General features: G+C 34.3%; 22 protein-coding genes and 1 pseudogene. 5 read left to right on the top strand and 18 right to left on the bottom strand.

Annotated elements, in window-relative coordinates:
• Positions 1-3: 3 nt before the first annotated feature.
• Both rsmI and IWX84_RS13105 read right to left on the bottom strand, forming a co-directional pair.
• Entirely contained in the window at positions 4-717 is a 714-nt protein-coding gene (rsmI, locus tag IWX84_RS13110) for a 16S rRNA (cytidine(1402)-2'-O)-methyltransferase (protein WP_196851213.1), read from the bottom strand.
• Positions 718-799: 82 nt separating this feature from the next.
• Positions 800-1,792: a hypothetical protein gene (locus IWX84_RS13105; protein ID WP_196851212.1), complete on the bottom strand. Its 993-nt coding sequence runs from the start codon at positions 1,790-1,792 to the stop codon at positions 800-802.
• Between the two features lie 102 nt (positions 1,793-1,894).
• On the opposite strand from IWX84_RS13105, the gene IWX84_RS13100 reads away from it, so the two are divergent.
• On the top strand, positions 1,895-2,485 hold the full coding sequence (locus IWX84_RS13100) for a thymidine kinase (RefSeq protein WP_196851211.1): 591 nt from the start codon (positions 1,895-1,897) through the stop codon (positions 2,483-2,485).
• Between the two features lie 96 nt (positions 2,486-2,581).
• On the opposite strand, the pseudogene IWX84_RS13095 reads toward IWX84_RS13100, so the two are convergent.
• The 6 genes and pseudogenes from IWX84_RS13095 to asnS form a co-directional block, all read right to left on the bottom strand.
• Positions 2,582-3,150 (bottom strand): annotated as a pseudogene (locus tag IWX84_RS13095) (Uma2 family endonuclease).
• Positions 3,151-3,410: 260 nt separating this feature from the next.
• A complete protein-coding gene (locus IWX84_RS13090; RefSeq protein ID WP_196851210.1) occupies positions 3,411-3,818 on the bottom strand; it encodes a hypothetical protein in 408 nt (135 codons plus the stop codon).
• Between the two features lie 7 nt (positions 3,819-3,825).
• Positions 3,826-4,758 (bottom strand): hypothetical protein, encoded by a 933-nt coding sequence (locus tag IWX84_RS13085; protein WP_196851209.1) that lies wholly within the window; start codon positions 4,756-4,758, stop codon positions 3,826-3,828.
• Positions 4,759-4,763: 5 nt separating this feature from the next.
• Positions 4,764-5,291, bottom strand: coding sequence for an NINE protein (locus tag IWX84_RS13080; protein WP_231385496.1), 528 nt, complete (start codon positions 5,289-5,291; stop codon positions 4,764-4,766).
• Between the two features lie 208 nt (positions 5,292-5,499).
• The gene (rpoN, locus tag IWX84_RS13075; protein WP_196851208.1) at positions 5,500-6,966 is read right to left on the bottom strand and encodes an RNA polymerase factor sigma-54; all 1,467 of its coding nucleotides are present in this window, start codon (positions 6,964-6,966) and stop codon (positions 5,500-5,502) included.
• 83 nt (positions 6,967-7,049) lie between these two features.
• A complete protein-coding gene (gene asnS, locus IWX84_RS13070) occupies positions 7,050-8,486 on the bottom strand; it encodes an asparagine--tRNA ligase (RefSeq protein WP_196851207.1) in 1,437 nt (478 codons plus the stop codon).
• Between the two features lie 369 nt (positions 8,487-8,855).
• Here asnS and IWX84_RS13065 point away from each other — a divergent pair, with 369 nt between their 5' ends.
• A complete protein-coding gene (locus IWX84_RS13065) occupies positions 8,856-9,632 on the top strand; it encodes a TlpA family protein disulfide reductase (protein WP_196851206.1) in 777 nt (258 codons plus the stop codon).
• Positions 9,633-9,659: 27 nt separating this feature from the next.
• Here IWX84_RS13065 and IWX84_RS13060 read toward each other — a convergent pair whose 3' ends face one another.
• Together IWX84_RS13060 and IWX84_RS13055 are read right to left on the bottom strand one after the other, a co-directional pair.
• Positions 9,660-9,947, bottom strand: coding sequence for a hypothetical protein (locus IWX84_RS13060; RefSeq protein WP_196851205.1), 288 nt, complete (start codon positions 9,945-9,947; stop codon positions 9,660-9,662).
• A 15-nt stretch (positions 9,948-9,962) separates the two neighbouring features.
• Positions 9,963-12,335 carry an efflux RND transporter permease subunit gene (locus IWX84_RS13055; RefSeq protein WP_196851204.1) on the bottom strand — a complete coding sequence of 791 codons (2,373 nt, stop codon included), beginning with the start codon at positions 12,333-12,335 and terminating at the stop codon, positions 9,963-9,965.
• Positions 12,336-12,529: 194 nt separating this feature from the next.
• Here IWX84_RS13055 and IWX84_RS13050 point away from each other — a divergent pair, with 194 nt between their 5' ends.
• Positions 12,530-14,800, top strand: a complete 2,271-nt coding sequence (locus IWX84_RS13050) for a cation:proton antiporter (protein WP_196851203.1) — start codon at positions 12,530-12,532, stop codon at positions 14,798-14,800.
• Between the two features lie 80 nt (positions 14,801-14,880).
• Here IWX84_RS13050 and frr read toward each other — a convergent pair whose 3' ends face one another.
• The 3 genes from frr to IWX84_RS13035 form a co-directional block, all read right to left on the bottom strand.
• On the bottom strand, positions 14,881-15,444 hold the full coding sequence (frr, locus tag IWX84_RS13045; protein ID WP_196851202.1) for a ribosome recycling factor: 564 nt from the start codon (positions 15,442-15,444) through the stop codon (positions 14,881-14,883).
• 70 nt (positions 15,445-15,514) lie between these two features.
• Positions 15,515-16,222 (bottom strand): UMP kinase, encoded by a 708-nt coding sequence (gene pyrH / locus IWX84_RS13040; protein ID WP_196851201.1) that lies wholly within the window; start codon positions 16,220-16,222, stop codon positions 15,515-15,517.
• A gap of 67 nt (positions 16,223-16,289) precedes the next feature.
• Positions 16,290-17,069, bottom strand: coding sequence for a patatin-like phospholipase family protein (locus IWX84_RS13035; RefSeq protein WP_196851259.1), 780 nt, complete (start codon positions 17,067-17,069; stop codon positions 16,290-16,292).
• Positions 17,070-17,174: 105 nt separating this feature from the next.
• On the opposite strand from IWX84_RS13035, the gene IWX84_RS13030 reads away from it, so the two are divergent.
• Entirely contained in the window at positions 17,175-17,780 is a 606-nt protein-coding gene (locus IWX84_RS13030; protein WP_196851200.1) for a thioredoxin family protein, read from the top strand.
• A 6-nt stretch (positions 17,781-17,786) separates the two neighbouring features.
• Here IWX84_RS13030 and IWX84_RS13025 read toward each other — a convergent pair whose 3' ends face one another.
• The 5 genes from IWX84_RS13025 to IWX84_RS13005 are packed head-to-tail and all read right to left on the bottom strand — an operon-like array spanning position 17,787 to position 20,999.
• Complete coding sequence (locus IWX84_RS13025; protein WP_231385495.1) at positions 17,787-18,287, bottom strand: hypothetical protein; 501 nt, start codon at positions 18,285-18,287, stop codon at positions 17,787-17,789.
• Positions 18,288-18,321: 34 nt separating this feature from the next.
• Entirely contained in the window at positions 18,322-19,020 is a 699-nt protein-coding gene (gene truB / locus IWX84_RS13020; protein WP_196851198.1) for a tRNA pseudouridine(55) synthase TruB, read from the bottom strand.
• On the bottom strand, positions 19,020-19,820 hold the full coding sequence (locus IWX84_RS13015; protein WP_196851197.1) for an undecaprenyl-diphosphate phosphatase: 801 nt from the start codon (positions 19,818-19,820) through the stop codon (positions 19,020-19,022). Before IWX84_RS13015 ends, truB begins: the two co-directional genes overlap by 1 nt.
• The gene (locus tag IWX84_RS13010; protein ID WP_196851196.1) at positions 19,821-20,063 is read right to left on the bottom strand and encodes a DUF3098 domain-containing protein; all 243 of its coding nucleotides are present in this window, start codon (positions 20,061-20,063) and stop codon (positions 19,821-19,823) included. It lies immediately after the preceding gene.
• Positions 20,064-20,123: 60 nt separating this feature from the next.
• Positions 20,124-20,999: a cell division protein FtsX gene (locus tag IWX84_RS13005; protein WP_196851195.1), complete on the bottom strand. Its 876-nt coding sequence runs from the start codon at positions 20,997-20,999 to the stop codon at positions 20,124-20,126.
• A gap of 168 nt (positions 21,000-21,167) precedes the next feature.
• On the opposite strand from IWX84_RS13005, the gene IWX84_RS13000 reads away from it, so the two are divergent.
• Positions 21,168-24,215: a leucine--tRNA ligase gene (locus IWX84_RS13000; protein WP_196851194.1), complete on the top strand. Its 3,048-nt coding sequence runs from the start codon at positions 21,168-21,170 to the stop codon at positions 24,213-24,215.
• Positions 24,216-24,557: the final 342 nt, after the last annotated feature.

The raw sequence follows: 24,557 nt of genomic DNA, 5'->3' as shown, positions 1-24,557 counted from the left end.
TTTTTACTCTTCTTCCGAAAATTTATTCTTTTTCGGCTCTTTGATTATTGTTTTTCCGCCTACAACTACCACGATTTCTCCTCTTGGAGCTATTTTTTCGAAATGAGTCAAAACTTCTCTTACTGTTCCTCGAACATTTTCTTCGTGTAGTTTTGATAATTCTCTACATACGCAAATGGGTCTGTCTTCACCGAAATAAGTGATAAATTCGACTAATGTTTTCAATAATTTATGGGGAGAAACATATAAAATCATAGTTCGCGTTTCTTCGGCTAAAGCCAAATAACGGGTTTGTTTCCCTTTTTTGTCAGGCAAAAATCCTTCGAAAACAAATTTATCATTGGGTAAACCGCTATTGACTAATGCTGGAACAAATGCTGTGGCTCCCGGCAAACATTCTACTTCAACTCCATTTTCGACACAAGCTCTAGTCAATAAAAAACCAGGGTCGGAAATAGCAGGAGTTCCCGCATCCGAAATCAGGGCGATGTTTTCTCCGGCTTTCAATCGGGAAATTAAATTCTCTACCGTTTTGTGTTCGTTGTGCATGTGATGGCTATACATGTGTGTGCCAATTTCGAAATGCTTCAGTAATTTACCACTGGTGCGAGTGTCTTCGGCAAGAATCAAATCGACTTCTTTAAGAATTCGAATGGCTCGAAAAGTCATATCTTCGAGATTGCCAATTGGCGTAGGAACAATATATAATTTTGACATAATATTTAAACACGAATTTAAAACTAAAAGTGTATTTCAAAAAGTAACAAAAAGGATTGCTAATTGCTATAATGTTGATTTTTTAGAGAAATTTTTTCTCAATAATATCCATAAAACGTTCTTCATAATCTTCTTTTCCTTTCCAGTTGTTGTAATCTGGTTTCACCATATCTTGAATAAAATCTCGGGTTTCGTAGAATGTATCAAACGTAATTAATTGATTTAAAACACGGTTGTACTCCTCGCTGCTATTACCAAAAAGGTGTTTTGTAAATGCAATACGATCATTCAAATCTATATTGATTCCTTTCGCTAACTTCTCGTTTAAGGAAACTATTTTTGGTTCAACATTTTCAGTTGTGTCTTCAAGAAAACTTTCTGGTTTTTTCTCCTCCGATTCAACTTCTGTAGGGGTTTCAATTACTACTGCAGTTGGAATATTTTCAATTTGTTGCACTTTTACAAATTGAGTATCATGATAATTTCCACCTAATAAATCTTCGAAAGAAATTTGAATTGCTTCATTTTTCTTTGGCACTTCGATTTCGGCTTCAATTTCTTTTATTTCTTGTTCTAATTCGAAAGATGGAAGGAATGGAGGAATTTGAGAGTCTGTTTTTTCTTCTGATAGGATTTCTCCATCAGTAACCATTTCTTCAATTTCTTCAAAATCATTTATAGGCGTTTTAATAACTTTTTCCTCTTCCTCTTTTTCTTCTGAAATTATTTCGTCAACAACTATATTTGCTGGAGGTTGCAATATTCCAGTAGTTTCTGAAGCTTGTTCTAAAGGCGCTTCAATAACAACTTCTTCTTTCACTTCATCGATTACTGGGTGCGTTTCCAGTTGTGCCGTTTCCTGTTTATCAAAAGCCTGTTCTATTTGTTTCTCTATTTCAAGAGTTCCAATAGTAGGTTTTACATCCCCAAAATGCTCCTCTACAAATCGTAAGACAGAAAGTTTTTCATATAATTTCTGTGTTTCCAAATATAATTGATTGATGTCAGATTTATTTTTTAGCTGTAATATTCTGTGTGCAATGCTGATTAAATCGGCTTCCAATTTTTTTTTCATAACTTTTGAGATTATAGTGAGTAGGGCAGGTCTTTTTTAATAAATTTGTTACCGTTACAAAGTAATAAAAACTATTCATTTTTAAAGGTAGAAAAATACAAAATGTTTCTCGAAAATACAGTAAATCATAAAGAACAATTTGGTTGGATCGAAGTCATTTGCGGATCCATGTTTTCGGGTAAAACCGAGGAACTCATTCGTCGCTTGAAAAGAGCACAATTTGCCAAACAAAAAGTGGAAATTTTTAAACCAGCCATTGACACGCGCTATCATGACGAGATGGTAATATCTCATGATGCCAATGAAATTCGGTCTACGCCAGTTCCAGCCGCCGCAAACATTGCTATTTTAGCGCAAGGCTGTGATGTGGTAGGGATTGATGAAGCACAGTTTTTTGATGACGAAATTGTAAAAATTTGTAACGATCTTGCCAATCAGGGGATTCGGGTAATTGTTGCCGGATTGGATATGGATTTCAAAGGCAATCCTTTTGGTCCGATGCCCGCATTAATGGCAACTGCCGAATATGTGACCAAAGTTCACGCCGTATGCACGCGCACTGGAAATCTGGCTAATTATAGTTTCCGTAAAACCGATAATGATAAACTCGTTATGCTAGGCGAAACCGAAGAATATGAGCCGTTGAGCCGGGCAGCTTATTTTCATGCAATGAAGAAGGATCAGGAAAAGTAATCCTCTCCTCTCCCGACGCTCCAAAAGTGAGGGAGCCGGAACTGGATTGAAAAAATAAACCCTTTCAAATTTTTACATTTTGAAAGGGTTTATTTTTTAGTTAAATATGGTTTCTAATGTAAAATCCAGTTCAGGAAATAATTTACTCTGAATAGTGTCTTCCGCAATTAACGGATGCATTCCTATGAATTCATCGTCTTTTAAAACATAAATAAAAACCGTTTTATCGGCTGGGTTTACTATCCACTATTCAAGAACTCCAACTTCTTCATATAAATCAAATTTATACTTCATTTCTTTATTCGAATTCCCTGGGGATAAGATTTCAATCACTAAATCAGGTGCCCCAATCGCGCCTCGCTCATCAATTTTAGAATCGTCACAAATGATACAAAGATCAGGTTGAACTACGGTGTATATTTCTTTTTGTCTAATAAACAAACATCAAAAGGAGCTGCGAAAAGATTACAAGGATGCGGTTTGAAAAAATTATATAAAACACCTGCCAGCTCCATGGAAATTCTTTGATGTGTAGTACTTGGTGCGGGACTCATTTTAAAAATCTTTCCCCTTAGTAATTCCAGTTTTTCCTGAAACTGCCAAGTTAAATAATCCGCATAGGAATAGGTTTTATTTAAATCTAATTGATTGATATCTGTTATCATAAAACTTCTTTTTTACAAAGTTACTAAAAAACATACTATTTTGTCTTGTATTGAAAATCAGTCGAATTACAATTCTTGTAAAACCGACAATGATAAACTCGTCATGTTAGGCGAATCCGAAAATACGATTTATTTAGCCGTGCTAAATATTACCATGCGCTACGGAAAGATCAGGAGAAGTAGATTTACAAAAACAACCCTTTAAGAGTTTTAAACTCTTAAAGGGTTGTTGATATGAAAAATCGAACGCTTTGTAATTCTTAAATTAAACCAAAAATCGTCTTAACATCTGAAGTATTCGCTGTTAGCTGGTTGTTCTCTGAATTAGGTGTTGCAATTGTTTTTACTACCAATTGATGCTCATAGTTTTTAATTAATTTAATAGGCTTTTTAAATTTAATATTACTGGCAAGAATCAAAACGTCAACATTAAGAGCCTGATATTCTTTTATTACTCTTGTTGATTCATTAGAATAATCTCCCATCGTAAAAAAAGCAACTTTTAAGCCCTCATAATTTACAATATCTGAAAAATCATTATATATGGGATTTCCTTCCGTTTTTTTACACATAGGATTTCCTCCATTTTCAACTATTCTTTTGTAAATGATATTTAACGTTGTTGTCTTACCACATCTGTCACTTCCTCTTAAAGCTATAATTCTCATTTTATTTTTAGTTTACGACTTTTAATTTATTACCTGTCAATTTACATTTTACTATAACTTCTTCAAGTTGATCTTCACCATTTTCGTCTTTATAGTAATGACCGGGATTTCCAATAGATAAATAAACGAATCCGTTATCTATTTTATCGACAGAATAAAACGTGTATTCCATATGAGATTGTGGTTCGGATAAGTTTTCAGGATTTTCAGGTAATGATAAATAGTTTACATCATATCCTTCAGAATTGTTTTTCTTTAATATGAAACTTACATTACCAAAAAAATTACCACCTGTTCCATCTCCTTCTTGCTGTACGGTAGATAAGACTTCGTCAATACCGTCGTCGTCTAAATCCCCTTTTATGCTTTTGGAAAATATATATTCACAGCTTCCACTTCCATCTACAGTTTTAGTTTCAACACTTAAAAAAACATCGCCATCATCTTTCCCGTCTTCTACGGAAAAAGAAATTGCTTTTATTTCAGGATTACCGCTTGGATTATCTGTTTTACTCCATTCTTTTTTTAAAAACTCTTTAACTAAATCAAAATACAATTTATCATTATTACTAGCTGTTTCATTTGTACTAGGGCTTGTTTCTTCAACGGCTTCTTTTACTGGTAATACTTCTGCACTTTTATGATTTTTTGTATAATAGTAAAAAGAAAAAATCACAATACAAATTATTCCTAAAATGATGAATAACAAATATTTTGATAAAAAACTTTCGTTCTCCTCTTCCTCTTGATTTTTTTCGTAATTAGAATGAAAATTAGCTTCATTTTTATTTGTTTCAGGTGCGACTTCAATAACGTCAGCAAAAGTTTTTTCTTTACTTAAAAGTTCGTTTTTTTTAGCAATAAATTCCGTCTCTGTAATGACTCCATTTTTTAATAAATCGTGCCAATCTTGTATTGTTTCGTAAATATTTTTTTCCATAAAAACTATCCTAAAATTTTTCTTTTTTGTTTTTCGAACTCTTCTTGTGTGAGAATTCCATCGTCCAATAATGATTTTAAATTTTGTAGATTTTCTATTTTTTCTTGATGTGGTTCAATATTTAAAGTTTTATTTTCCGTTTCTATATAAGGTGAATTTGAAACGTTTTCAGTAATTGATTTGGATTTATTTATTTGTTGAGCATTAGAAAGCGTAGCTGACCTTAATGTTTTCAATTCTTCATTTGTGTTGTATTGGGCGACCTGATTTCCTAAAGTGAATAAATCAATAAATGCCCCAAAACCAAAAATGCCCCCAGTAAAAAGCCACAATAAACCAGTTCCTATTTTACCGAGGTAAAATCGATGAAATCCCAATACACCAAAAAAACTTAAAAACCATAACAGATAGGCAACTGAACTCGATTTTGTTGAACTTGACATATTTGAACTTGAATTTTTACTTACAAAATAAGCAATCCCTGCAAGGATGATTATTAATATAAAAATCTCTGAAATTCCGAATCTTCCCATAATAAATATTTTTATAACGCTTACTCTTTAAAGATACAGTTTTCGGCTTCCCTGTTAAATTCTTCTTAAATCACAATCGCAAGGTAAGTTTTTTAAATCCGTACGCAATACCCACTTTTAATGATATTTTAAAAAAAAATACTTGAATAGGAGAAACGTGTTTCAAAACATATTTCTCCTATTCAAGTATTTATAAATGCGCAATTTCTTACATCTTCTTCCTCATTCTCGCTACAGGAATATCGAGTTGTTCTCTGTATTTTGCAATCGTTCTTCTAGCAATTGGATAGCCTTTTTCTTTTAGAATTTCGGCTAACTGATCGTCCGGAAGTGGTTTTTTCTTGTCTTCTTCCTCAATCGTATTCTGAAGAATTTTCTTGATTTCCAGTGTTGAAACATCTTCGCCTTGATCGTTTTTCATGGATTCCGAGAAGAATTCTTTTATCAGTTTGGTGCCATACGGCGTTTCTACGTATTTACTATTTGCCACACGAGAAACCGTCGAAATGTCAAGACCCACCATGTCAGCAATGTCTTTTAAAATCATGGGTTTCAACTTGGTTTCATCTCCATCAAGGAAGTATTCTTCCTGATAATGCATGATGGCATTCATCGTCACAAACAGCGTTTCTTGACGCTGGCGTATCGCATCGATAAACCACTTTGCCGAATCCAGTTTTTGTTTGATAAATTGCACTGCATCTTTTTGCTGTGCTGATTTATCGCGGGAATCCTTGTAGGTTTGCATCATTTCTTGATAATCTTTGGAAACATGCAGAGAAGGAGCATTTCTTCCGTTTAGAGTCAATTCCAGCTCGCCGTCCACAATTCTGATAGCAAAATCAGGAACTACATTTTCGGTAATTTTATTGTTTCCGGTGAAAGCACCACCCGGTTTCGGATTCAGTTTTTCGATTTCATAAATGGCTTTTTTAAGTTGCTCATTCGAAACATTATATTTTTGGATTAGTTTTTCGTAATGTTTTTTGGTAAAAGCATCAAACTGATTTTCGATAATATCAGTAGCCAATTCCACATATTCCGTTGGGGTTTTATGCTTTAATTGCAACAATAAACATTCCTGCAAATCCCGCGCTCCCACACCTGATGGTTCTAGTTCATGAATAACTTGTAACATTTTTTCCACCATTTTCTCATCAGTATAAATACCTTGAGTAAAGGCCATATCGTCCACCATATCAGGAACACTGCGACGGATATAACCCATGTCATCAATGCTTCCCACTAGGAATTCGGCAATTTCACGCTCTTCGTCATTCAAGATGAACGTATTCAACTGATTGATTAAATCTTGGTGAAAACTTACTGGAGCTGCAAAAGGTGTTTCGCGATCTTCATCGTCGTCACTATAATTGTTCGCTTGTGTTTTGTAATCGGGAGTTTCGTCGTTACTTAAATATTCGTCTATGTTTATGTCTTCGGCATCAATTCGCTCTGATTCGGCGTCATCATAATCATCGTAATCTTCGTTTTCGAACTCGTCTTTTTCATACTCATCCTCTTCCTTTCCAGTTTCCAAGGCTGGATTTTCATTCATTTCTTCGAGTAATCGTTGCTCAAAAGCTTGCGTAGGCAATTGAATTAACTTCATCAACTGAATTTGTTGAGGAGATAATTTCTGGGATAATTTTAAATTTAAGAATTGCTTTAGCATTTTTATTGTTTAAAAGTTTAAGGTTTAAAGTTTAAGGTTGCAGAACGTTCAACAACTTTAAACTTTAAACCTGAAACAAATTTTTAAAATTCTGCATTCATTGGTGTTCTCGGGAACGGAATTACGTCGCGTATGTTTGTCATTCCCGTTACAAATAATACCAATCTCTCGAATCCAAGTCCAAAACCAGAGTGAACTGCTGAACCGAATCTACGCGTATCTAGGTACCACCATAACTCTTCCTCGTCAATTCCTAAGGCTTTCATTTTTTCGACTAAAACATCAAAACGTTCCTCTCTTTGAGAACCTCCTACGATTTCTCCAATTCCAGGGAACAAGATATCCATTGCGCGAACCGTTTTTCCGTCTTCGTTCAAACGCATGTAAAATGCTTTGATATTGGCTGGATAATCAAACAAGATTACCGGACATTTAAAATGTTTCTCTACTAAATAACGCTCGTGTTCACTTTGTAAATCAGCGCCCCATTCGTTGATAATATAGTTGAATTTTTTCTTTTTATTTGGCGTACAATCTCTCAAAATGTCAATCGCTTCCGTATAAGAAACACGTTTGAAATTATTTTCCAACACAAAATTTAATTTTTCCAACAAAGGCATTTCGCTTCTGTCAGCAGCTGGTTTCGATTTCTCTTCGTCCAATAAACGTGTTTCCAAGAATTTTAAATCCTCAGGACATTTGTCCAAGGTGTATTTAATCACGTACTGAATAAAGTCTTCTGCCAAATCCATGTTGTCATTCAAATCATTGAAAGCCACCTCTGGCTCAATCATCCAAAATTCTGCAAGGTGACGCGAAGTATTCGAGTTTTCGGCTCTAAACGTAGGTCCAAAAGTATAAATCTGACCCAAAGCCATCGCAAAAGTTTCTCCTTCCAGTTGTCCCGAAACCGTTAAGTTGGTCTCTTTTCCGAAGAAATCTTCTTTATAATTTACTTTTCCGTCTTCAGTTCTTGGCGTTCCGTCAAATGGCAAAGCGGTAACTTTGAACATTTCACCGGCACCTTCTGCATCAGATCCGGTGATGATTGGCGTGTTTACATATACAAAACCTTTCTCTTGAAAATAACTGTGAACCGCATACGATAATACGGAACGTACTCTCATAATCGCTCCAAACATATTGGTACGAACTCTTAAATGCGCATTTTCACGCAAGAAATCCAAGCTCGGTTTGTTCTTTGGTTGTATCGGGAATTTCTCCGCATCCGAATCTCCAAGGATTTCCAGTTTAGCTACCTGAATCTCAAATTTTTGTCCGGCACCTTTACTTTCCACTAGAGTTCCCGTTACCGATATCGCTGCACCAGTCGTAATTCTCTTCAAGGTTTCGTCTGGCGTATTCTCAAAATCGACTACACATTGAATATTATCAATGGTCGAACCATCGTTTAAGGCAATAAATTGATTGTTTCTAAAAGTTCTCACCCATCCTTTTGCATTTACTTCATGAAGCGTCGTGGTACTGTTTAGTAAGTCTTTAACTTTTGTATGTCTCATTTTATGTATATAGTTGATATTAAAAATTGTCTTGTAACCGAAATGCAAATATAAATGATTTGTTTGTAATTGTCATAGTGAGAAATGATGTAATCAGGAGCTATTTCCCGCTATTCGCTATATCTTTTACTTTTTGCAGCAAAAAGTAAAAGGATACCGCTGCTATCGGGGCTAAGTACATAGAAACAATTGGGTTTTTTCGGTGTAGATTACTGAAAATTCCATAACATTTGTAATTGAAAGACCAAATAATGAGATGCGTTGTCTTTCAATTTATAGGGCCACAAAGCAATCAATTTCTGAGAATATACAAATGCTAGTTGCTATTTTTAATAAAAATCACCTAAATTAGTTGCTTATCTATTTCTAATGAAAAAAATAATTTATATCCTCGCTTTTTTTGTACTATTTATATCTTGTTCGGAACAAACCAAATTAGGAAAGCCTGAGGTAAATCCTGTTGAAATTCAAAAAAAGTTTATGGACTGGTGGACGTACCAATACAATAACATCATGCTTTCTATCGATTTTGTACCATTGGATTCTAATTCAAAAGAAATTACTAAACAGGCTTTCCTTCAAGCGTTAAGTGAAGGGAATTATATTCCAATTCGTTTAAAATCAGACAAGAATGTTTTTTATTACAAACTTTTTAAGATTGAGCCAACTTCAGACACAAGTATAAAAGCTACAATTTCTGAAGCTGCGTTCAACGAGAAGCAAAACCTTAAGAAAGAAGGGAAGCCATTTCCAAAATTTTCATTTAAAGATTTAAACGGTAATTTAATTACAAATGAAAACCTTAAAGGAAAAATTGTTGTCATAAAATGTTGGTATATACATTGCACAGCTTGCATTAAAGAATTTCCCGAAGTCAATAATTTAGTTAAAAAATATAAAGATAGAAAAGACGTGATTTTTATAAGTTTAGCAGAAGATACACCGGAACAATTAATGTTATTTTTAGAAAAAAAACCGCTTTCTTATTCGGTTGTTCCTGATATGAAAACCTACATGAATTTGACCTTACAACTCAATGCATTTCCGACGCATTTTATTATTAATAAAGAAGGTACAATTGCTAAAGTTCTATCAGATTATAAAAGTTTAGAAGTTGCTTTGAAGAAGGTTAGTAAAAAACAGTAATTTCCTCAGGTAGAGAAAGCATCCCGCTTAATTGATGTCAATTTCTATAATGGTGTGGTCAGCATAGCCATAAATTTTTATCAGAAGATTTAAATGCGACATGATTAGCGATGGATTCTTTGTTCTTACTGTTTTGTTTGGAATAAAAGGAAAACTTGAACTAGCTGAGTAGCGCATTGAACTTCGTTTGTAATGAAAATTCTTTCGTAATAAAAAAAATCCAGCATTTGAAAAGCTGGATTTTGTATTTGTAAAGATTGCAATTTCGTCTTTAGAACAAGAGAGAAAATAGCTCGTGATTGCTTCGTTTCTCATAACGACAATTAAAAATTAAGCGTCAACGTCTGTCTCAATAAGATCTTCTTTTTTGGCTTTTTTCTTTTCAAAAGTCAACACCAATGCAGGTAAAACCAGTAGATTAGCAAACATAGCAAATAACAAGGTGCAAGAAATTAATCCGCCCAATGCAATCGTTCCACTGAAGCTCGAAAGCGTGAAAGTTGCAAATCCTAAAATCAAAACCACAGAAGTGTAAAAAGTACTGATACCGGTTTCTCTCAATGCGCTAAAAACTGATTTTTTTACTTTTCCGTTGTTTTGAATTAAATCCAAACGGTATTTTGCCATAAACTGAATGGCATTATCCACCGAAATACCAAAAGCGATGCTGAACACTAAAATCGTAGAGGGCTTCAACGGAATCCCGAAATAACCCATCAATCCAGACGTAATACAAAGCGGTAAAATATTGGTAATTACGGATGCGAGTACCATTTTTCCGGATCTAAATAAATAAAACATTAATCCAGCAATTAGCAAAATGGCAAAAATAAGCGATTCGATAAGGTTATTTATCAGGTAAGATGTCCCTTTCTGGAAAACTAGTGCTTTTCCGGTAAGTGTTACTTCATAACGGTCTTTTGGGAATATTTTGTCAATTTTTTGATGCAATTTCTTTTCGACAACTGCCATTTCTTTGGTGCCAATGTCTTTCATGAAAGTGGTGATTCTGGCGTATTGTCCCGTAGAATCCACATAGCTTTTCATCAAATTTTCTTTAGTATTTTTAGTGGCATTTTTGGCGTACGAAAGAATGAATGTTTGCTCTTGCGAAGTCGGTAATTCGTAATATTCAGGATTTCCGTTGTAATACGCTTGTTTGGAGTATTTAACCAAATTCACAATCGAAATAGGTTTCGACAATTCTGGAATTCCTGAAATCGTCTTTTGCAATTCATCCATTTTTTTCATTGTGGACAATTTCATAACGCCTTTTTTATGTTTGGTGTTAATCATAATTTCCAAAGGCATGACTCCATTGAATTCTTTTTCGAAGAAAATAATATCTTTAAAGAAAGAAGCAGTTTTAGGCATTTCGCCAATCAAACTTCCTGAAACTTTCATCTGTGAAACCCCAATTACGCTAAATACCAGTAACAAAGCATAAATGATATAAATTGTTTTTCGTTTGTATTTCACGATATTTTCAACCCTATCCAATAAAGTTGAAATGTAATTTTTATTTAAATGGTATAAATGTTTTTCCTTTGGCAACGGCATAAAACTGTAAAAAATAGGCACAACCACAAGAGTAAGCAGATAAACGGAAATAACGTTGATTGAGGTTACTAATCCAAATTCGAAAAGTAAATCGTTTCCGGTAATCATAAAGGTGGCAAAACCTGCTGCCGTTGTTAAATTGGTCATCAACGTAGAAACCCCAATTTTAGAAATCACACGTTGCAAAGCTTTGGCCTGATTGTGGTGAATTTTTATTTCCTGCTGGTATTTATTGATTAGGAAAATACAATTGGTTATCCCAATGACAATTATCAAAGGAGGAATTATAGCAGTAAGAATGGTGATTTTGTAATGAAATAATCCGAGCGTTCCAAAAGACCACATTACTCCAAAAAGCAAAATACAAATCGAAATAAATGTAGCGCGAAACGAACGGAAGAAAAGGAAGAAAATCAATGAAGTAATGGACAATGCCGCGCCAATAAACAGCCCGATTTCGCCTTTCATATTCTCGGCATTTATGGTTCTGATATAAGGCATACCGGAAACGCGCAGATCTATACCAGTTGTTTTCTCAAATTTTTCAATTTTTGGGACAAGGTTTTCAATAATAAATGTTTTTCGAGCCGCAGTATTGACGATTTTCTTATTTAAATACACTGCCGAACGAATACTTCCGGATTGTTTATTGAACAACAAACCTTCGTAAAAAGGCAGATTATTGAAAAGTTCGTTTTTTATTTTCTGTAAATAAGCGGGATCTACTGTTTGTTTTTGGTCAATAAGCGGAACCAATTCGAATTTTTCTTCGGTTTCGTTTTTTTGTAATTTTTTTAAATCATTCAAAGAAACCACCAGTTCCACTTCTTTTGAATTCTTCAAGCCAGTCATTAATTCATTCCAAGCAGCAAAAGCTTTTGGAGTAAAAAAGGCGTTGTCTTTGAAACCAATTACAATAAGATTACCTTCTTCTCCAAATTTGCTTAAGAAATCTTCATATTGTTGATTTACGATGTGTTTTTTTGGAAGTAAATTGGCTTCAGTGTACGTCATTCCTAGGTTTTTCCATTGAAGTCCCAGGAAAACGGTCAATGCAAGAATTACTCCAAGTATGACTATTCTGTTTGTAAGTACAATTCGGGCAATCATTTCCCAAAAACCAACTTTTAATTTCTTTTTCATAAATGTATTAAAGTGGATGCAAATGTAATCAAAACAGATTAAACCGTAAAGATAACTACTATATATTGGAGATGCTGTTAGGAAAACAGGGACTTTTTTATTTTACAATATCATAATTTTGTGCGATATAAATTATACATTTGATTTTCTCATCTTTGCTTTATAAAGAAGAGAATGTATATTTAAAGATATTTATGAAAAAGTATAAAAATGCATTATTTTATTTTGGTGTAACTGGAGGTTTTACTGCGTTAATTTATTGGATTATAAAAAAAGGAAAGAGCTTAGAAGTAAGTAAAAAAATTCCGGTTTCGGGAATTGAAAACGGTTCTTGGAATGATTTTATGACTTCGATGGCGCACAGTTTACAAGATCCATTAGCGATACTTTTGGCACAAATTATAACAATAATACTGGTAGCTCGTTTTTTTGGATGGGTTTTTAAAAAAATTGGGCAACCGTCGGTTATAGGTGAAATTATTGCAGGAATTGTGCTTGGACCCTCCTTATTGGGAATGTATTTTCCTGAATTTTCAGCTGCTTTATTTCCAGTAGAATCTTTAGGGAACTTGAAATTTTTGAGCCAAATAGGTTTGATACTTTTTATGTTCGTCATAGGTATGGAACTCGATTTGAAAGTACTAAAGAATAAAGCTAATGAAGCCGTAGTCATAAGCCACGCTAGTATTGTTATTCCTTTTGCACTGGGTATTGGTTTAGCGTATTTTGTTTACAATAGATTTGCTCCTGAGGGTGTTAAATTTCTTTCTTTCAGTTTGTTTATGGGAATCGCCATGAGTATAACTGCTTTTCCGGTTTTGGCAAGAATAGTCCAAGAAAGAGGAATCCATAAAACCAGACTTGGAGCCATAGTAATTACTTGTGCCGCCGCCGATGATATTACGGCTTGGTGTATCCTTGCGGTGGTAATTGCGATTGTAAAAGCGGGAACTTTTGTCAGCTCCTTATATATTATTATGCTAGCGGTGATCTATGTTGTTGCCATGCTGTTTATTGTGAAGCCTTTTTTGAAAAGAATTGGTGATTTATATGGTTCTAAAGACAGTATCATAAAACCAGTCGTGGCAATCTTTTTTCTGGTGCTTATACTTTCGTCTTACGCAACTGAAGTTATAGGAATTCATGCCTTATTTGGAGCTTTTATGGCAGGTGCGATTATGCCCGATGTTCCTAAATTCAGAACCATATTCATCGAAAAAGTAGAGGATGTTTCCGTCATACTTTTATTGCCTTTGTTTTTTGTTTTCACGGGTTTAAAAACAGAAATTGGACTAATCAACGATCCATATTTATGGAAAGTTACCGGGTTTATTATTTTGGTAGCTGTTGTTGGTAAATTTCTTGGAAGCGCTTTGGCGGCTAAATTCGTAGGGCAGAACTGGCGAGATAGCTTCACTATTGGTGCCTTGATGAACACTAGAGGATTAATGGAATTAATTGTATTGAACATAGGATTAGAACTTAAAGTTTTGACTCCAGAAGTTTTTACGATGATGGTTATTATGGCCTTGGTGACGACTTTTATGACCGGTCCGGCTTTAGATTTGATCAATTATATTTTCAAAACTAAGGATAGCAGTGATGCCTTGGAAGCATCCCAGCACAATAAATATCGAATATTAATTTCTTTTGGAAATAATGAAAAAGGAAAGTCACTCTTGCGATTGGCAAATAGTTTTATAAAAAAACAAAAAGAATCCTCCAGTATTACAGTTATGCATTTGTCATTAAGTGATGAAATGCACCAATTCAATATGGAAGACAAAGAAAAAAATAGTTTTTACCCTATTGTTGAAGAATCACAACTGCTGAATCAAGACATTACCACTATTTTTAAAGCTACCATGGACATTGAAACTGAGATTGCAGATGTTGCTAATCAAGGAGATTATGACTTGTTGTTAATAGGTCTTGGAAAATCAATTTTTGAAGGAACTATACTTGGAAAAGTAATTGGTTTTACCACAAGGATTATCAATCCGGATCGTTTAATTGATAAATTTACCGGAAAAGAAGGACTTTTTGAAAATTCCCCATTTGATGAAAGAACAAGGCAGATTATTGCCAAAACTAAAATGCCTTTGGGGATTTTGATTGACAAAGATTTGCAAAATGTAAACCAAGTTTTTATTCCCATTTTTAGTCCTGAAGATTCATTCTTGATTGATTACGTGCAAAAATTAATTTATAATAACGATTCAAAAATCATGATTTTGGATGTAAATGGAATTGTCAATACCAATTTTGTGATGGAAAGTGCTATAAATTCATTAAAACAAAAATACCCTAATAATATAGGTTTAATAAAAGAAGAAAATGTCAAAAAGGAATTTTTAGACAAGCAGAATTTAATGCTAATTAGTCTCGAAAGCTGGAAAGCCTTAGTCGATTCGAGAAGTGATTGGTTAAGTGAAGTTCCGTCAGTTTTGATTTTAAAGCACTAATTTAAAACAATATTTTGTTACAAATGAAAATCCGTCCCATTATTAAATGAGACGGATTTTTTTATGGATTTATTACAAGCTTAAACCTTCATGATTTCAGCTTCTTTCGAAACTAAAAGTTCATCTATTTTCCTAATGAAAGTATTAGTTAGACTTTGAACTTCTTCTTCGGCATCTTTACAGATATCTTCGGATGTTCCTTCTTTTTCCAATTTTTTAATATCGGTATTGGCATCTTTACGAGAATTTCTTATACCTACTTTTGCATCTTCGGCTTCTACTTTTGCCTGTTTTGCAAGATCACGTCTTCTTTCTTCGGTTAATGGCGGAACGCTTATGATTATTAAATCACCATTGTTCATTGGATTAAAACCAATGTTCGCTACCATAATTGCTTTCTCAATATGATGCAACATGTTTTTTTCAAAAGGTTGCAATGTAATAGTTCGGGCATCCGGAACACTAATTTTCGAAACTTGTGAAAGCGGGGTTGCTGAACCATAATAATCAACAAAAACACTTCCTAGCATTGCCGGTGATGCTTTTCCTGCACGAATGTTCAAGAATTCTTTTTCTAAATGGGCAATAGTGCCAGTCATTGATTCTTTAGTACTATCTAATATAAATTCAATTTCTTCGGTCATAATTTCTTAGTATTCAGTGTTCGGTATTCAGTTTCAGTTTTAATTCTAGCTGAAAACTGCTTTCTTGTTTTTATATATTTACTACGGTTCCTATATTTTCTCCTTCACAGATTTTCAATAAATTCCCTACTTTATTCATGTCAAAAACTACTATTGGCAGTTTGTTTTCCTGACTCAAAGTGAATGCGGTAGTATCCATTACGTTTAATCCTTTTTTTAGAACGTCATCAAATGAAATAAAATCAAATTTCACAGCAGAGGCATTTTTCTCAGGATCACAGTCATATACACCATCAACTCGAGTTCCTTTTAGTATCACATCAGCATCTATTTCCACACCACGCAAAACGGCAGCAGTATCTGTAGTAAAATATGGATTTCCTGTTCCTGCACCAAAAATTACGATTCTTCCTTTTTCAAGATGACGAACGGCTCTTCTTTTAATATAAGGTTCAGCAATGGATTCCATTTTCAAGGCTGTTTGTAAACGGGTTTTCATTCCTTTGTCTTCAAGCGCTCCTTGTAAAGCCATACCATTGATGACCGTCGCTAACATTCCCATATAATCACCTTGAACTCTGTCCATTCCTGCACTTGCTCCGGCAACTCCTCTAAAAATATTTCCGCCACCTATCACAATGGCTATTTCTACTCCTTTTTCATGGATTTGGTTGATTTCATCGGCATATTCAGCTAATCTTTTTGGGTCAATTCCGTATTGCAAGTCGCCCATTAAGGCTTCCCCACTTAGTTTTAGAAGAATTCTTTTGTATTTCATGTTGTGTTGAGTTGATTGGTGCAAATATAGACATATTCTGTTTTTTTAAAATAGTGTTGCCTAAATTTTATAAATTAAGTTTTTCGTAGGATTTTTTGGCGGCTTCATAGCCAATATTAAAAACAGCATCCATCTTAATTTTATTAGTTTCGAATGTGCTGTAAAGAGATAAAGCCTTTGGTTCTATTACCCAATCACAATTATTGAACTTGTGCATATTTGAATTTGCCGAAAGGATATCAAAAGCTCGGGTCGTGACAGCTTTAATGGAATTTAAATCTTTTGCTTCGATTTTTTGAATTGGACTAACGTAAACACCAATTAAAGTGTCGCAATGACCTTGTAAAATATCTGTTGGGAAATGATTTAAAATGCCCCCATCGCTATATAATTCCCCTTTAATCTCATAGGGTGACATAATCCCAGGAAATGCTGAAGAGGCGAGAACAGCATCAATAATTTTAGTATGGGGGCCAAATACCTTTAGTTTCCCTCTTACCATATTAGTTGCTGTTATTTGTACTGGGATTTTTAATTCTTCCAATGTAGCATCTTTAAAAATAGAGTAGAAATAACTTTTGAAGGATTCGGAATCAATTAATCCTGCTTTCTTGAAAGTAAGGTGTTTCCAATGGAAAAGATAGATCGATTTAAAAAATTCCAGGATTTCTTCAGGCGTTTTTCCCCAAGCATACATGGCGCCAACAATTGATCCGGCACTAGTCCCAGCTATTCGAGCCGGACGAATGTTTTGTTCTTCTAAAAATTTAATTGCTCCAGCATGCGCCAACCCCTTAGAGCCTCCGCCCGAAAGTATCAGTCCAATTGATTTTGTTTTTAAATCCATTTTCTTTATTTGTGATAAAAATACTCTTTTTGTCCATTTGAAAGTGATATATGTCATATTTAAACCCCATTTTTATGGTAACTTTGTGAAAATAAATTTCCAATTATGAAAGTCCAAATAGCTAAAGCATTATTTAATAGTCATTCGTACGCAGAATATAGAAAACTAGTTTCCGATTTATTACTTGAAAATAAATCAACAGGTAATGAGCAATCCGAGGATTTGACACTTTACAGTACGCTAAATGAAACCCGAATGAATCGTTTAGATAAAACGATGGATATTACGGACGAAAACGGTTTTAAATTAAAGTCTTTAAAAGGAGAATACATCTGGTTAGTTATTTCCGAAGGATGGTGTGGTGATGCCGCACAAATAATGCCTATTGTCAATAAAATGGCTATAGAATCAGGTAAAATAGAATTGAAAATCGTTTTGCGCGATGAGAATGAAGATCTGATGAATTTGTATTTAACCAATAAAGGAAAAGCAATTCCAATTGTAATCATCATTGATAAAGAAACGGGAAATTTATTGGGACATTGGGGACCAAGACCAAAAGGAGCAGCTGATTTAATCAAAAACTATAAAAAAGAATTTGGAACTCTTGATGAAAAGGCAAAAACCGATTTGCAATTATGGTATTTGCATGATAAAGGATTAACTACTCAAGAAGAACTAATTAATTTAATGGCTGATTTAGAAAGTTAATTTAACTTAGAAAGTAACTAGAGATAGACCTAAACTTATATTTCCAGAATCTCTTTGATTGTTTATGGGGAAAGAATAATGATTTAATTCGATAAAAAGTATAACATCATCAGAGTTTTGTATACCAAGACTTATTTTTTTGTAATCTCCCATTAAGTCGCCTCGACCCAGAGCTATTGCTTTTCCTAAACCAAGTTGGAGTGTAATTCTTGTTTCGTCACCAATATTTGGGCTCAATTTAAAATTGGCAAAAACAGGAACAGCAACTAATTTGTCAGTAACTTCCCAGTTAATTCCGCAATGAATCCCTAGTGCAATCCATTTTTTGTAATGGATTCCATATCCAATTTTGGTTCCCAAACCATCGGGTAGAAACCAAGAACCTTTTTCATGGGTATATTGATTCTCGACATTTCTATCTGGATTTCCTCTTATAGGGATTGTAACGTCAAATTGTATATAAGTAAATTTTTTGTTTTGAGAATAAACGGAAAAAGATAAAAACAAAAAAAGGGTGAGGGTTTTCAATGATTTCAAAACACTAGACATTTGCCTCTAAACTATCCTCAAATGCTGTGACATCAATGGCTTCATTTACATCATAATCACCAATTTTTGTTCGACGTAAAACCGTCAAATGAGAGCCCGAATTCATCGCCTTTCCAAAATCAAAAGCTAATGAGCGAATATAAGTTCCTTTGCTGCAAACGACTCGAAAATCGATTTCTGGTAGCGCTATTCTGGTAATTTCAAATTCGTGGATTGTAGTTTTTCTGAAAGCAATTTCGATGGTTTCTCCCGCTCTGGCATGCTCGTATAAGCGAACGCCGTCTTTTTTTATTGCAGAATAAATAGGTGGTTTTTGATCTATTTCGCCCAAAAATTGTGTCACGGTTTCATGAATCAAAGCCTCATCAATATGTTCCGTTGGAAAAGTTTGATTTATTTCTGTTTCTAAATCGTACGAAGGCGTGGTCGCTCCAATGTGAAAAGTTCCGGTATATTCCTTGGCTTGACCTTGAAGTTCGGTAATTCTTTTGGTAAATTTCCCTGTGCAAACTAATAGCAATCCAGTTGCCAAAGGATCTAAGGTTCCGGCATGGCCAATCTTAAACTTCTTTGGAAGTCCCAGTTTATTGATTAACGCATATTTTAATTTATTCACGGCTTGAAAGGAAGTCCAATGCAGTGGTTTGTCAATGAGTAAAATTTGTCCTTCTAAGAATTCTTCGGCTGTCATTAAATAATAGTCAAGGGATGAATAAAAAAGTGGATTATCAATAGTATAATTCCTGCCGCAATTCGGTAATAACCAAAAAGTTTAAATCCTTTTTTACTTAAAAATTCTATGAATGATTTTATAGCCAAAAGTGCCACTATAAACGCAATAACATTTCCAATAATAAGATAGTTGATTTGGTCGTGAGTCAGCACATAACCATCTTTGTAATAGTCATAACATTTTTTTGCTGTTGCGCCTAACATCGTTGGCACGGCAAGGAAAAATGAAAATTCTGCTGCAGTTGTTCGAGATAGTTTTTGAGACATTCCGCCTACAATACTGGCGCCACTTCTTGAAACACCTGGAATCATGGCAAGACATTGGAACAAACCAATTTTAAAGGCTTGTAGATAGGTAATTTCTTTGCTTACTGGCGAAGAAACTTCGGGAACCGAAAACCAATCATCGACTTTTAATAAAATGATTCCTCCAATCAAAAGAGAAACGGCAACTGTAACAGGGCTTTCTAGCAAAGCATCTATTTTTTTGCTGAAAAGCAATCCAAAAACAACCGCTGGAATAAAAGCAACTAGCAATTTGAAATAAAAATCAAAGGATTGGAAAAATCGTTTAAAATATAAAACTACCACCGAAAGGATCGCTCCCAATTGAATTACAATGGTAAAAAGCTTGGTAAAATCGTCATGTGCAATGCCAAAAAAAGAAGAGGCAATAATCATATGCCCAGTTGAAGAAACGGGTAAAAATTCCGTAATTCCTTCAATAATGGCAAGAACAATAGCTTGTAATGTATTCATTTAAACTTTTTTTGGATTTTTAAGAATAGCATAAACAGTGATTCCAAAACCAATAAGTACAGTTGTTGGTGCTAATCTAATTCTTCTGAAACTGAAGATGTCTTCACTAAATACATTTGGGTTATCGCTTCCACCACCTGACATGAGTATAAAACCAAGTGCTATGACTCCAATCCCAATTAATAGAATTTTATAATTTACTTTCTCAAAAAGGAATTCGTGGTTTTGTTCGTTATTTTTCATGTTTTATATTCTATTATTTTTTGCATTTATTCACTGAACACTGAGACTGAACAGGGAATACTAGTAAAGGTCGTCTGTTCTCAAATTCAAGAAACGTTGTGTAGCAAAGTAAGTACTCAACCAAGTAATTAAAATACCAATTCCTAAAACGCCTAATAATACCAAACCAATTAGTACTTTGTCATCAAGAATGCCAAGATTCGGGAAATTAGTTTGAACATAAATTAAAACACCTACCAGCGCAATAATAGCTAAACCAGCGCCCAAAAGACCTAGTTTTAAGCTTCGTATTACAAATGGTTTTCTGATAAATGATTTTGTCGCGCCAACCATTTGCATGGTTTTGATGATAAATCGGTGCGAATGGATTGATAAACGCAATGAACTATTAATTAATAAAACGGCTATAAAGGTTAGAAAAACACTAACGATTAAAATCCACATACTTACTTTTTTAATATTGTCATTGACTAAATTCACTAATTGTTTGTCATAAACGATATCCGAGATCATTGTGTTTTTGCGCAAGCCAGTTTCGATTTTTGCGATACTGTCCTTAACTACATAATCTGCTTTTAGATGAATGTCAAAGGAGTTTTGTAGCGGGTTTTCGCCAAGGAATTCCAAGAAATCTTCACCAATAATATCTGTATGTTGTTTTGCTGCAGCTTCTTTGGCTACGTAATCGTATGATTTTACAAAACGGCTTGCTTTTAATTCAGTTCCAAAATTTTTCAAAATACTGTCATTAGCTTCATTCTTGAAAAATACGGTCATCGCAATATTTTCTTTGAAATCGTTAGCTAATTTTTTAGAATTTATAATAAAAAACCCAAGTATTCCCAATAGGAATAAGACTAAGAACACACTTAGTACTACTGAAAAATAAGAGGAAATTAACCGACGTTTTTGAAAATTATCAAAGGAAGAACTCATAGTTTATTGAAATTATTGGGTAAAAATAATAAAGAATTTCTTTATTTAAAGTTAATAACGCTCAAAGTTTTAACTTTCGTACAATAAACGTAAATTTGGCACCTAAAATAAACGTTTCCACTAAAAAACGCAGCAACTTAGTAACTCCGTTACTTTGAATCTTATATTATGAAATACAATCCGAACGAAATAGAGGCCAAATGGCAGAAATATTGGGCAGAAAATCAAACTTTTGCCGCACAAAATAATTCCGAAAAACCAAAACATTACGTACTTGACATGTTTCCTTATCCATCAGGAGCGGGATTGCACGTTGGGCATCCGTTGGGTTACATCGCTTCTGATGTGTATTGCAGATACAAAAGACACCAAGGATTTAATGTTTTGCACCCAATGGGTTATGACAGTTTTGGGTTGCCAGCGGAACAATATGCGATTCAGACAGGTCAGCGTCCGGAAGATACCACGTCAGTCAATATTGACGGAGGAGTTGATAAGGAAGGTAATAAGATTTCCGGATACAGAAAACAGTTGGATAAAATTGGATTTTCATTCGATTGGAGTCGTGAAGTGCGTACTTCAAACCCGGATTATTACAAACATACGCAATGGATTTTCATCCAACTATTCAATTCTTGGTACAATAAAAACAACGACAAAGCAGAAGATATTTCGACCTTGGTTTCGATTTTCGAAAAAGATGGAAATGCAAATGTCAACGCCGTTTGCGATGAAAATATAGAGATTTTTTTAGCAAATGAATGGAACGCTTTCGCAAAAGAACAGCAGGAGAAAATCCTTTTACAATATAGATTGACCTATTTGGCCGAGACTGAGGTAAACTGGTGTCCGGGATTAGGGACGGTTTTGGCGAATGACGAAATCGTAAATGGTGTTTCGGAACGTGGCGGTTTTACAGTTGTTCGTAAAAAAATGACACAATGGAGTATGCGAATTTCCGCTTATGCAGAGCGTTTGTTACAAGGTTTGAATGATATTGACTGGAGTGAAAGCATCAAGGAAAGCCAGAGAAACTGGATTGGAAAATCCGTTGGAGCGACTGTTTCCTTTAAAGTCAAAAGTCAAAAGTCGAAAGTCGAAAGTGACGCTATACTTTCAGACTTTGGACCTTCGACTTTAGACTCTTTTATTGATGTGTTTACTACTCGTCCTGATACCATTTTTGGAATTACGTTTATGACATTGGCACCGGAACATGAGTTGGTTGCTCAAATCACCACTCCAGAACAAAAATCGGAAGTAGAATCCTATATAGAAAAAACATCAAAACGTTCTGAAAGAGAGCGTATGGCCGATGTTAAAACGATTACGGGAGTGTTCACCGGAGCGTATGCAGAACATCCTTTCACGAAAGAACGCATTCCGGTTTGGATTGGGGATTATGTTTTGGCGGGTTACGGAACAGGAGCTGTTATGGCGGTTCCTTGTGGCGATGAAAGAGATTATGCTTTTGCGAATTTCTTCAAAGGTCAAAACGGAATGCAGGAAATCAAGAACATTTTTGATAAAGATATATCTGAAGCTGCTTTTGGAGCTAAAGAAGGTTTTCAATTGGTAGATTCTGATTTCCTAAATGGATTAGATTATAAAAAAGGAACTCAAAAAGTTATCGAGGAATTAGAAAAATTAAACCAAGGAAAAGGAAAAACGAATTACCGTTTGCGTGATGCGGTTTTCTCTCGCCAAAGATATTGGGGAGAACCATTTCCGGTGTATTATGTGAATGGCTTGCCGCAAATGATTGATTCAAAATATTTGCCAATCATTTTGCCCGAAGTAGAAAAATATTTGCCAACCGAAGACGGATTACCGCCTTTAGGAAATGCAACAATTTGGGCTTGGGATACCAAAAACAATGAAGTTATCAATACAGATTTAGTAGATAATAATACCGTTTTCCCTTTAGAATTGAACACCATGCCAGGTTGGGCGGGAAGTTCTTGGTATTGGATGCGTTATATGGATGCGCACAACGAAAACGAATTTGCAAGCAAAGAAGCTTTGGCTTATTGGGAAAGCGTGGATTTATACATTGGCGGAAGCGAACACGCAACCGGTCACTTGTTGTATTCCCGTTTTTGGAATAAATTCTTAAAAGACAAAGGCTTTGCACCAACGGAAGAACCTTTCAAAAAACTGATTAATCAGGGAATGATTTTGGGAATGAGTGCGATGATTAGACGTTATAATATTAACCTTGATGGTAAAACATTTGTTTTTGTATCTGCGAATAATCAGCCAAAAATGAAAACAAAAATTGAGGGAGGTTGTTATTTAGAATTTGAAAATGGAGAGCAAATTTTAGAGGTAAACGGCAAAGAAATTATTGAAATAAGCGCACAGGTAATTCATGTAAATATTAAATTAATTAATGAAGTTACAAATGAATTGGATATTGAGAAGTTTATTAATGATCCTTTGTATAGTGAATACAAGAATTCCATTTTTATTGGAGAAAATGGAAAAGTTGTAACTAATAATAATGATAAAATTTTTGTTTCACGCGAAATCGAAAAAATGTCGAAATCCAAATATAATGTAGTTACTCCAGATGATATTTGTAACGAATACGGAGCAGATACCTTGCGTTTGTATGAAATGTTCTTAGGACCATTGGAACAAGCAAAACCTTGGAATACTGCTGGAATTTCGGGAGTTTTTGGTTTCTTGAAAAAATTATGTCGTTTGTATTTTGATGAAAATGGTTTGATTGTTACCAATAATGAACCCACAAAAGACAACTTAAAAAGTTTACACAAAACCATCAAAAAAGTAGCGGAGGATATCGAGAATTTCTCTTTCAATACTTCGGTTTCTCAGTTTATGATTTGTGTGAATGAATTGTCAACTCAAAACTGTCATTCTCGTGCAATTTTGCAACCATTAGCGATTTTGATTTCGCCTTATGCGCCACACATCGCCGAGGAATTATGGTCATTATTAGGAAATAGTGGTTCGATTGCAACGGTTGATTTTCCAATATTCGATGCGCAACATTTAGTGGAAAGCAGCAAGGAATATCCGGTTTCTTTCAATGGAAAAATGCGTTTCACTATGGTTTTACCTTTGGATTTAACCAAAGATCAAATCGAGGAAATTGTAATGAAAGACGAAAGAACCATCAAACAATTAGAAGGAAGGACACCAAATAAAGTGATTATCGTTCCAGGGAAAATTATTAATTTGGTTGGTTAATAGGAATATGACGAATGGTAGAGTTGCACTGCATTGCGTCTTTACAAGGAATATTAAAATCCAAATTTCAACAATTGTTGAAATTTGGATTTTTTTTGTGTTTCTTTTTTTATTTTAGACCTCGTGTTTATTGAGGTTTGCTGTTTACTAATCAATTATTTAAAAAAAAATATTTTGTAATTTGTAACATTTTAATAATTCCCGTATCCAAAGGCAGGATCCAATTAATTAACAATTTAAATCTATTAATAATCATTGTTGTCCGATAAAAAATCACGGAACGTTTATTTTTCTATTTATTTTGGCACTTCACGAGGTTTTAGCCTGCTTTAGCTTGTTTTT

Source organism: Flavobacterium sp. CG_9.10, assembly GCF_015752245.1.
Lineage (GTDB): Bacteria > Bacteroidota > Bacteroidia > Flavobacteriales > Flavobacteriaceae > Flavobacterium.
This window is presented reverse-complemented; position numbering and strand designations above follow the sequence as displayed.

Coding starts and splice junctions, on each gene's coding strand:
- IWX84_RS13030 (WP_196851200.1), top strand. CDS start 17,175: ATGAAAGTCCAAATAGCTAAAGCATTATTTAATAGTCATTCGTACGCA.
- IWX84_RS13060 (WP_196851205.1), bottom strand. CDS start 9,947: ATGAGAAACGAAGCAATCACGAGCTATTTTCTCTCTTGTTCTAAAGAC.
- IWX84_RS13090 (WP_196851210.1), bottom strand. CDS start 3,818: ATGAGAATTATAGCTTTAAGAGGAAGTGACAGATGTGGTAAGACAACA.
- IWX84_RS13105 (WP_196851212.1), bottom strand. CDS start 1,792: ATGAAAAAAAAATTGGAAGCCGATTTAATCAGCATTGCACACAGAATA.
- IWX84_RS13085 (WP_196851209.1), bottom strand. CDS start 4,758: ATGGAAAAAAATATTTACGAAACAATACAAGATTGGCACGATTTATTA.
- IWX84_RS13100 (WP_196851211.1), top strand. CDS start 1,895: ATGTTTCTCGAAAATACAGTAAATCATAAAGAACAATTTGGTTGGATC.
- rsmI (WP_196851213.1), bottom strand. CDS start 717: ATGTCAAAATTATATATTGTTCCTACGCCAATTGGCAATCTCGAAGAT.
- IWX84_RS13050 (WP_196851203.1), top strand. CDS start 12,530: ATGAAAAAGTATAAAAATGCATTATTTTATTTTGGTGTAACTGGAGGT.
- pyrH (WP_196851201.1), bottom strand. CDS start 16,222: ATGAAATACAAAAGAATTCTTCTAAAACTAAGTGGGGAAGCCTTAATG.
- rpoN (WP_196851208.1), bottom strand. CDS start 6,966: ATGCTAAAGCAATTCTTAAATTTAAAATTATCCCAGAAATTATCTCCT.
- IWX84_RS13005 (WP_196851195.1), bottom strand. CDS start 20,999: ATGAGTTCTTCCTTTGATAATTTTCAAAAACGTCGGTTAATTTCCTCT.
- IWX84_RS13055 (WP_196851204.1), bottom strand. CDS start 12,335: ATGAAAAAGAAATTAAAAGTTGGTTTTTGGGAAATGATTGCCCGAATT.
- frr (WP_196851202.1), bottom strand. CDS start 15,444: ATGACCGAAGAAATTGAATTTATATTAGATAGTACTAAAGAATCAATG.
- IWX84_RS13010 (WP_196851196.1), bottom strand. CDS start 20,063: ATGAAAAATAACGAACAAAACCACGAATTCCTTTTTGAGAAAGTAAAT.
- truB (WP_196851198.1), bottom strand. CDS start 19,020: ATGACAGCCGAAGAATTCTTAGAAGGACAAATTTTACTCATTGACAAA.
- IWX84_RS13000 (WP_196851194.1), top strand. CDS start 21,168: ATGAAATACAATCCGAACGAAATAGAGGCCAAATGGCAGAAATATTGG.
- IWX84_RS13080 (WP_231385496.1), bottom strand. CDS start 5,291: ATGGGAAGATTCGGAATTTCAGAGATTTTTATATTAATAATCATCCTT.
- IWX84_RS13065 (WP_196851206.1), top strand. CDS start 8,856: ATGAAAAAAATAATTTATATCCTCGCTTTTTTTGTACTATTTATATCT.
- asnS (WP_196851207.1), bottom strand. CDS start 8,486: ATGAGACATACAAAAGTTAAAGACTTACTAAACAGTACCACGACGCTT.
- IWX84_RS13015 (WP_196851197.1), bottom strand. CDS start 19,820: ATGAATACATTACAAGCTATTGTTCTTGCCATTATTGAAGGAATTACG.
- IWX84_RS13035 (WP_196851259.1), bottom strand. CDS start 17,069: ATGGATTTAAAAACAAAATCAATTGGACTGATACTTTCGGGCGGAGGC.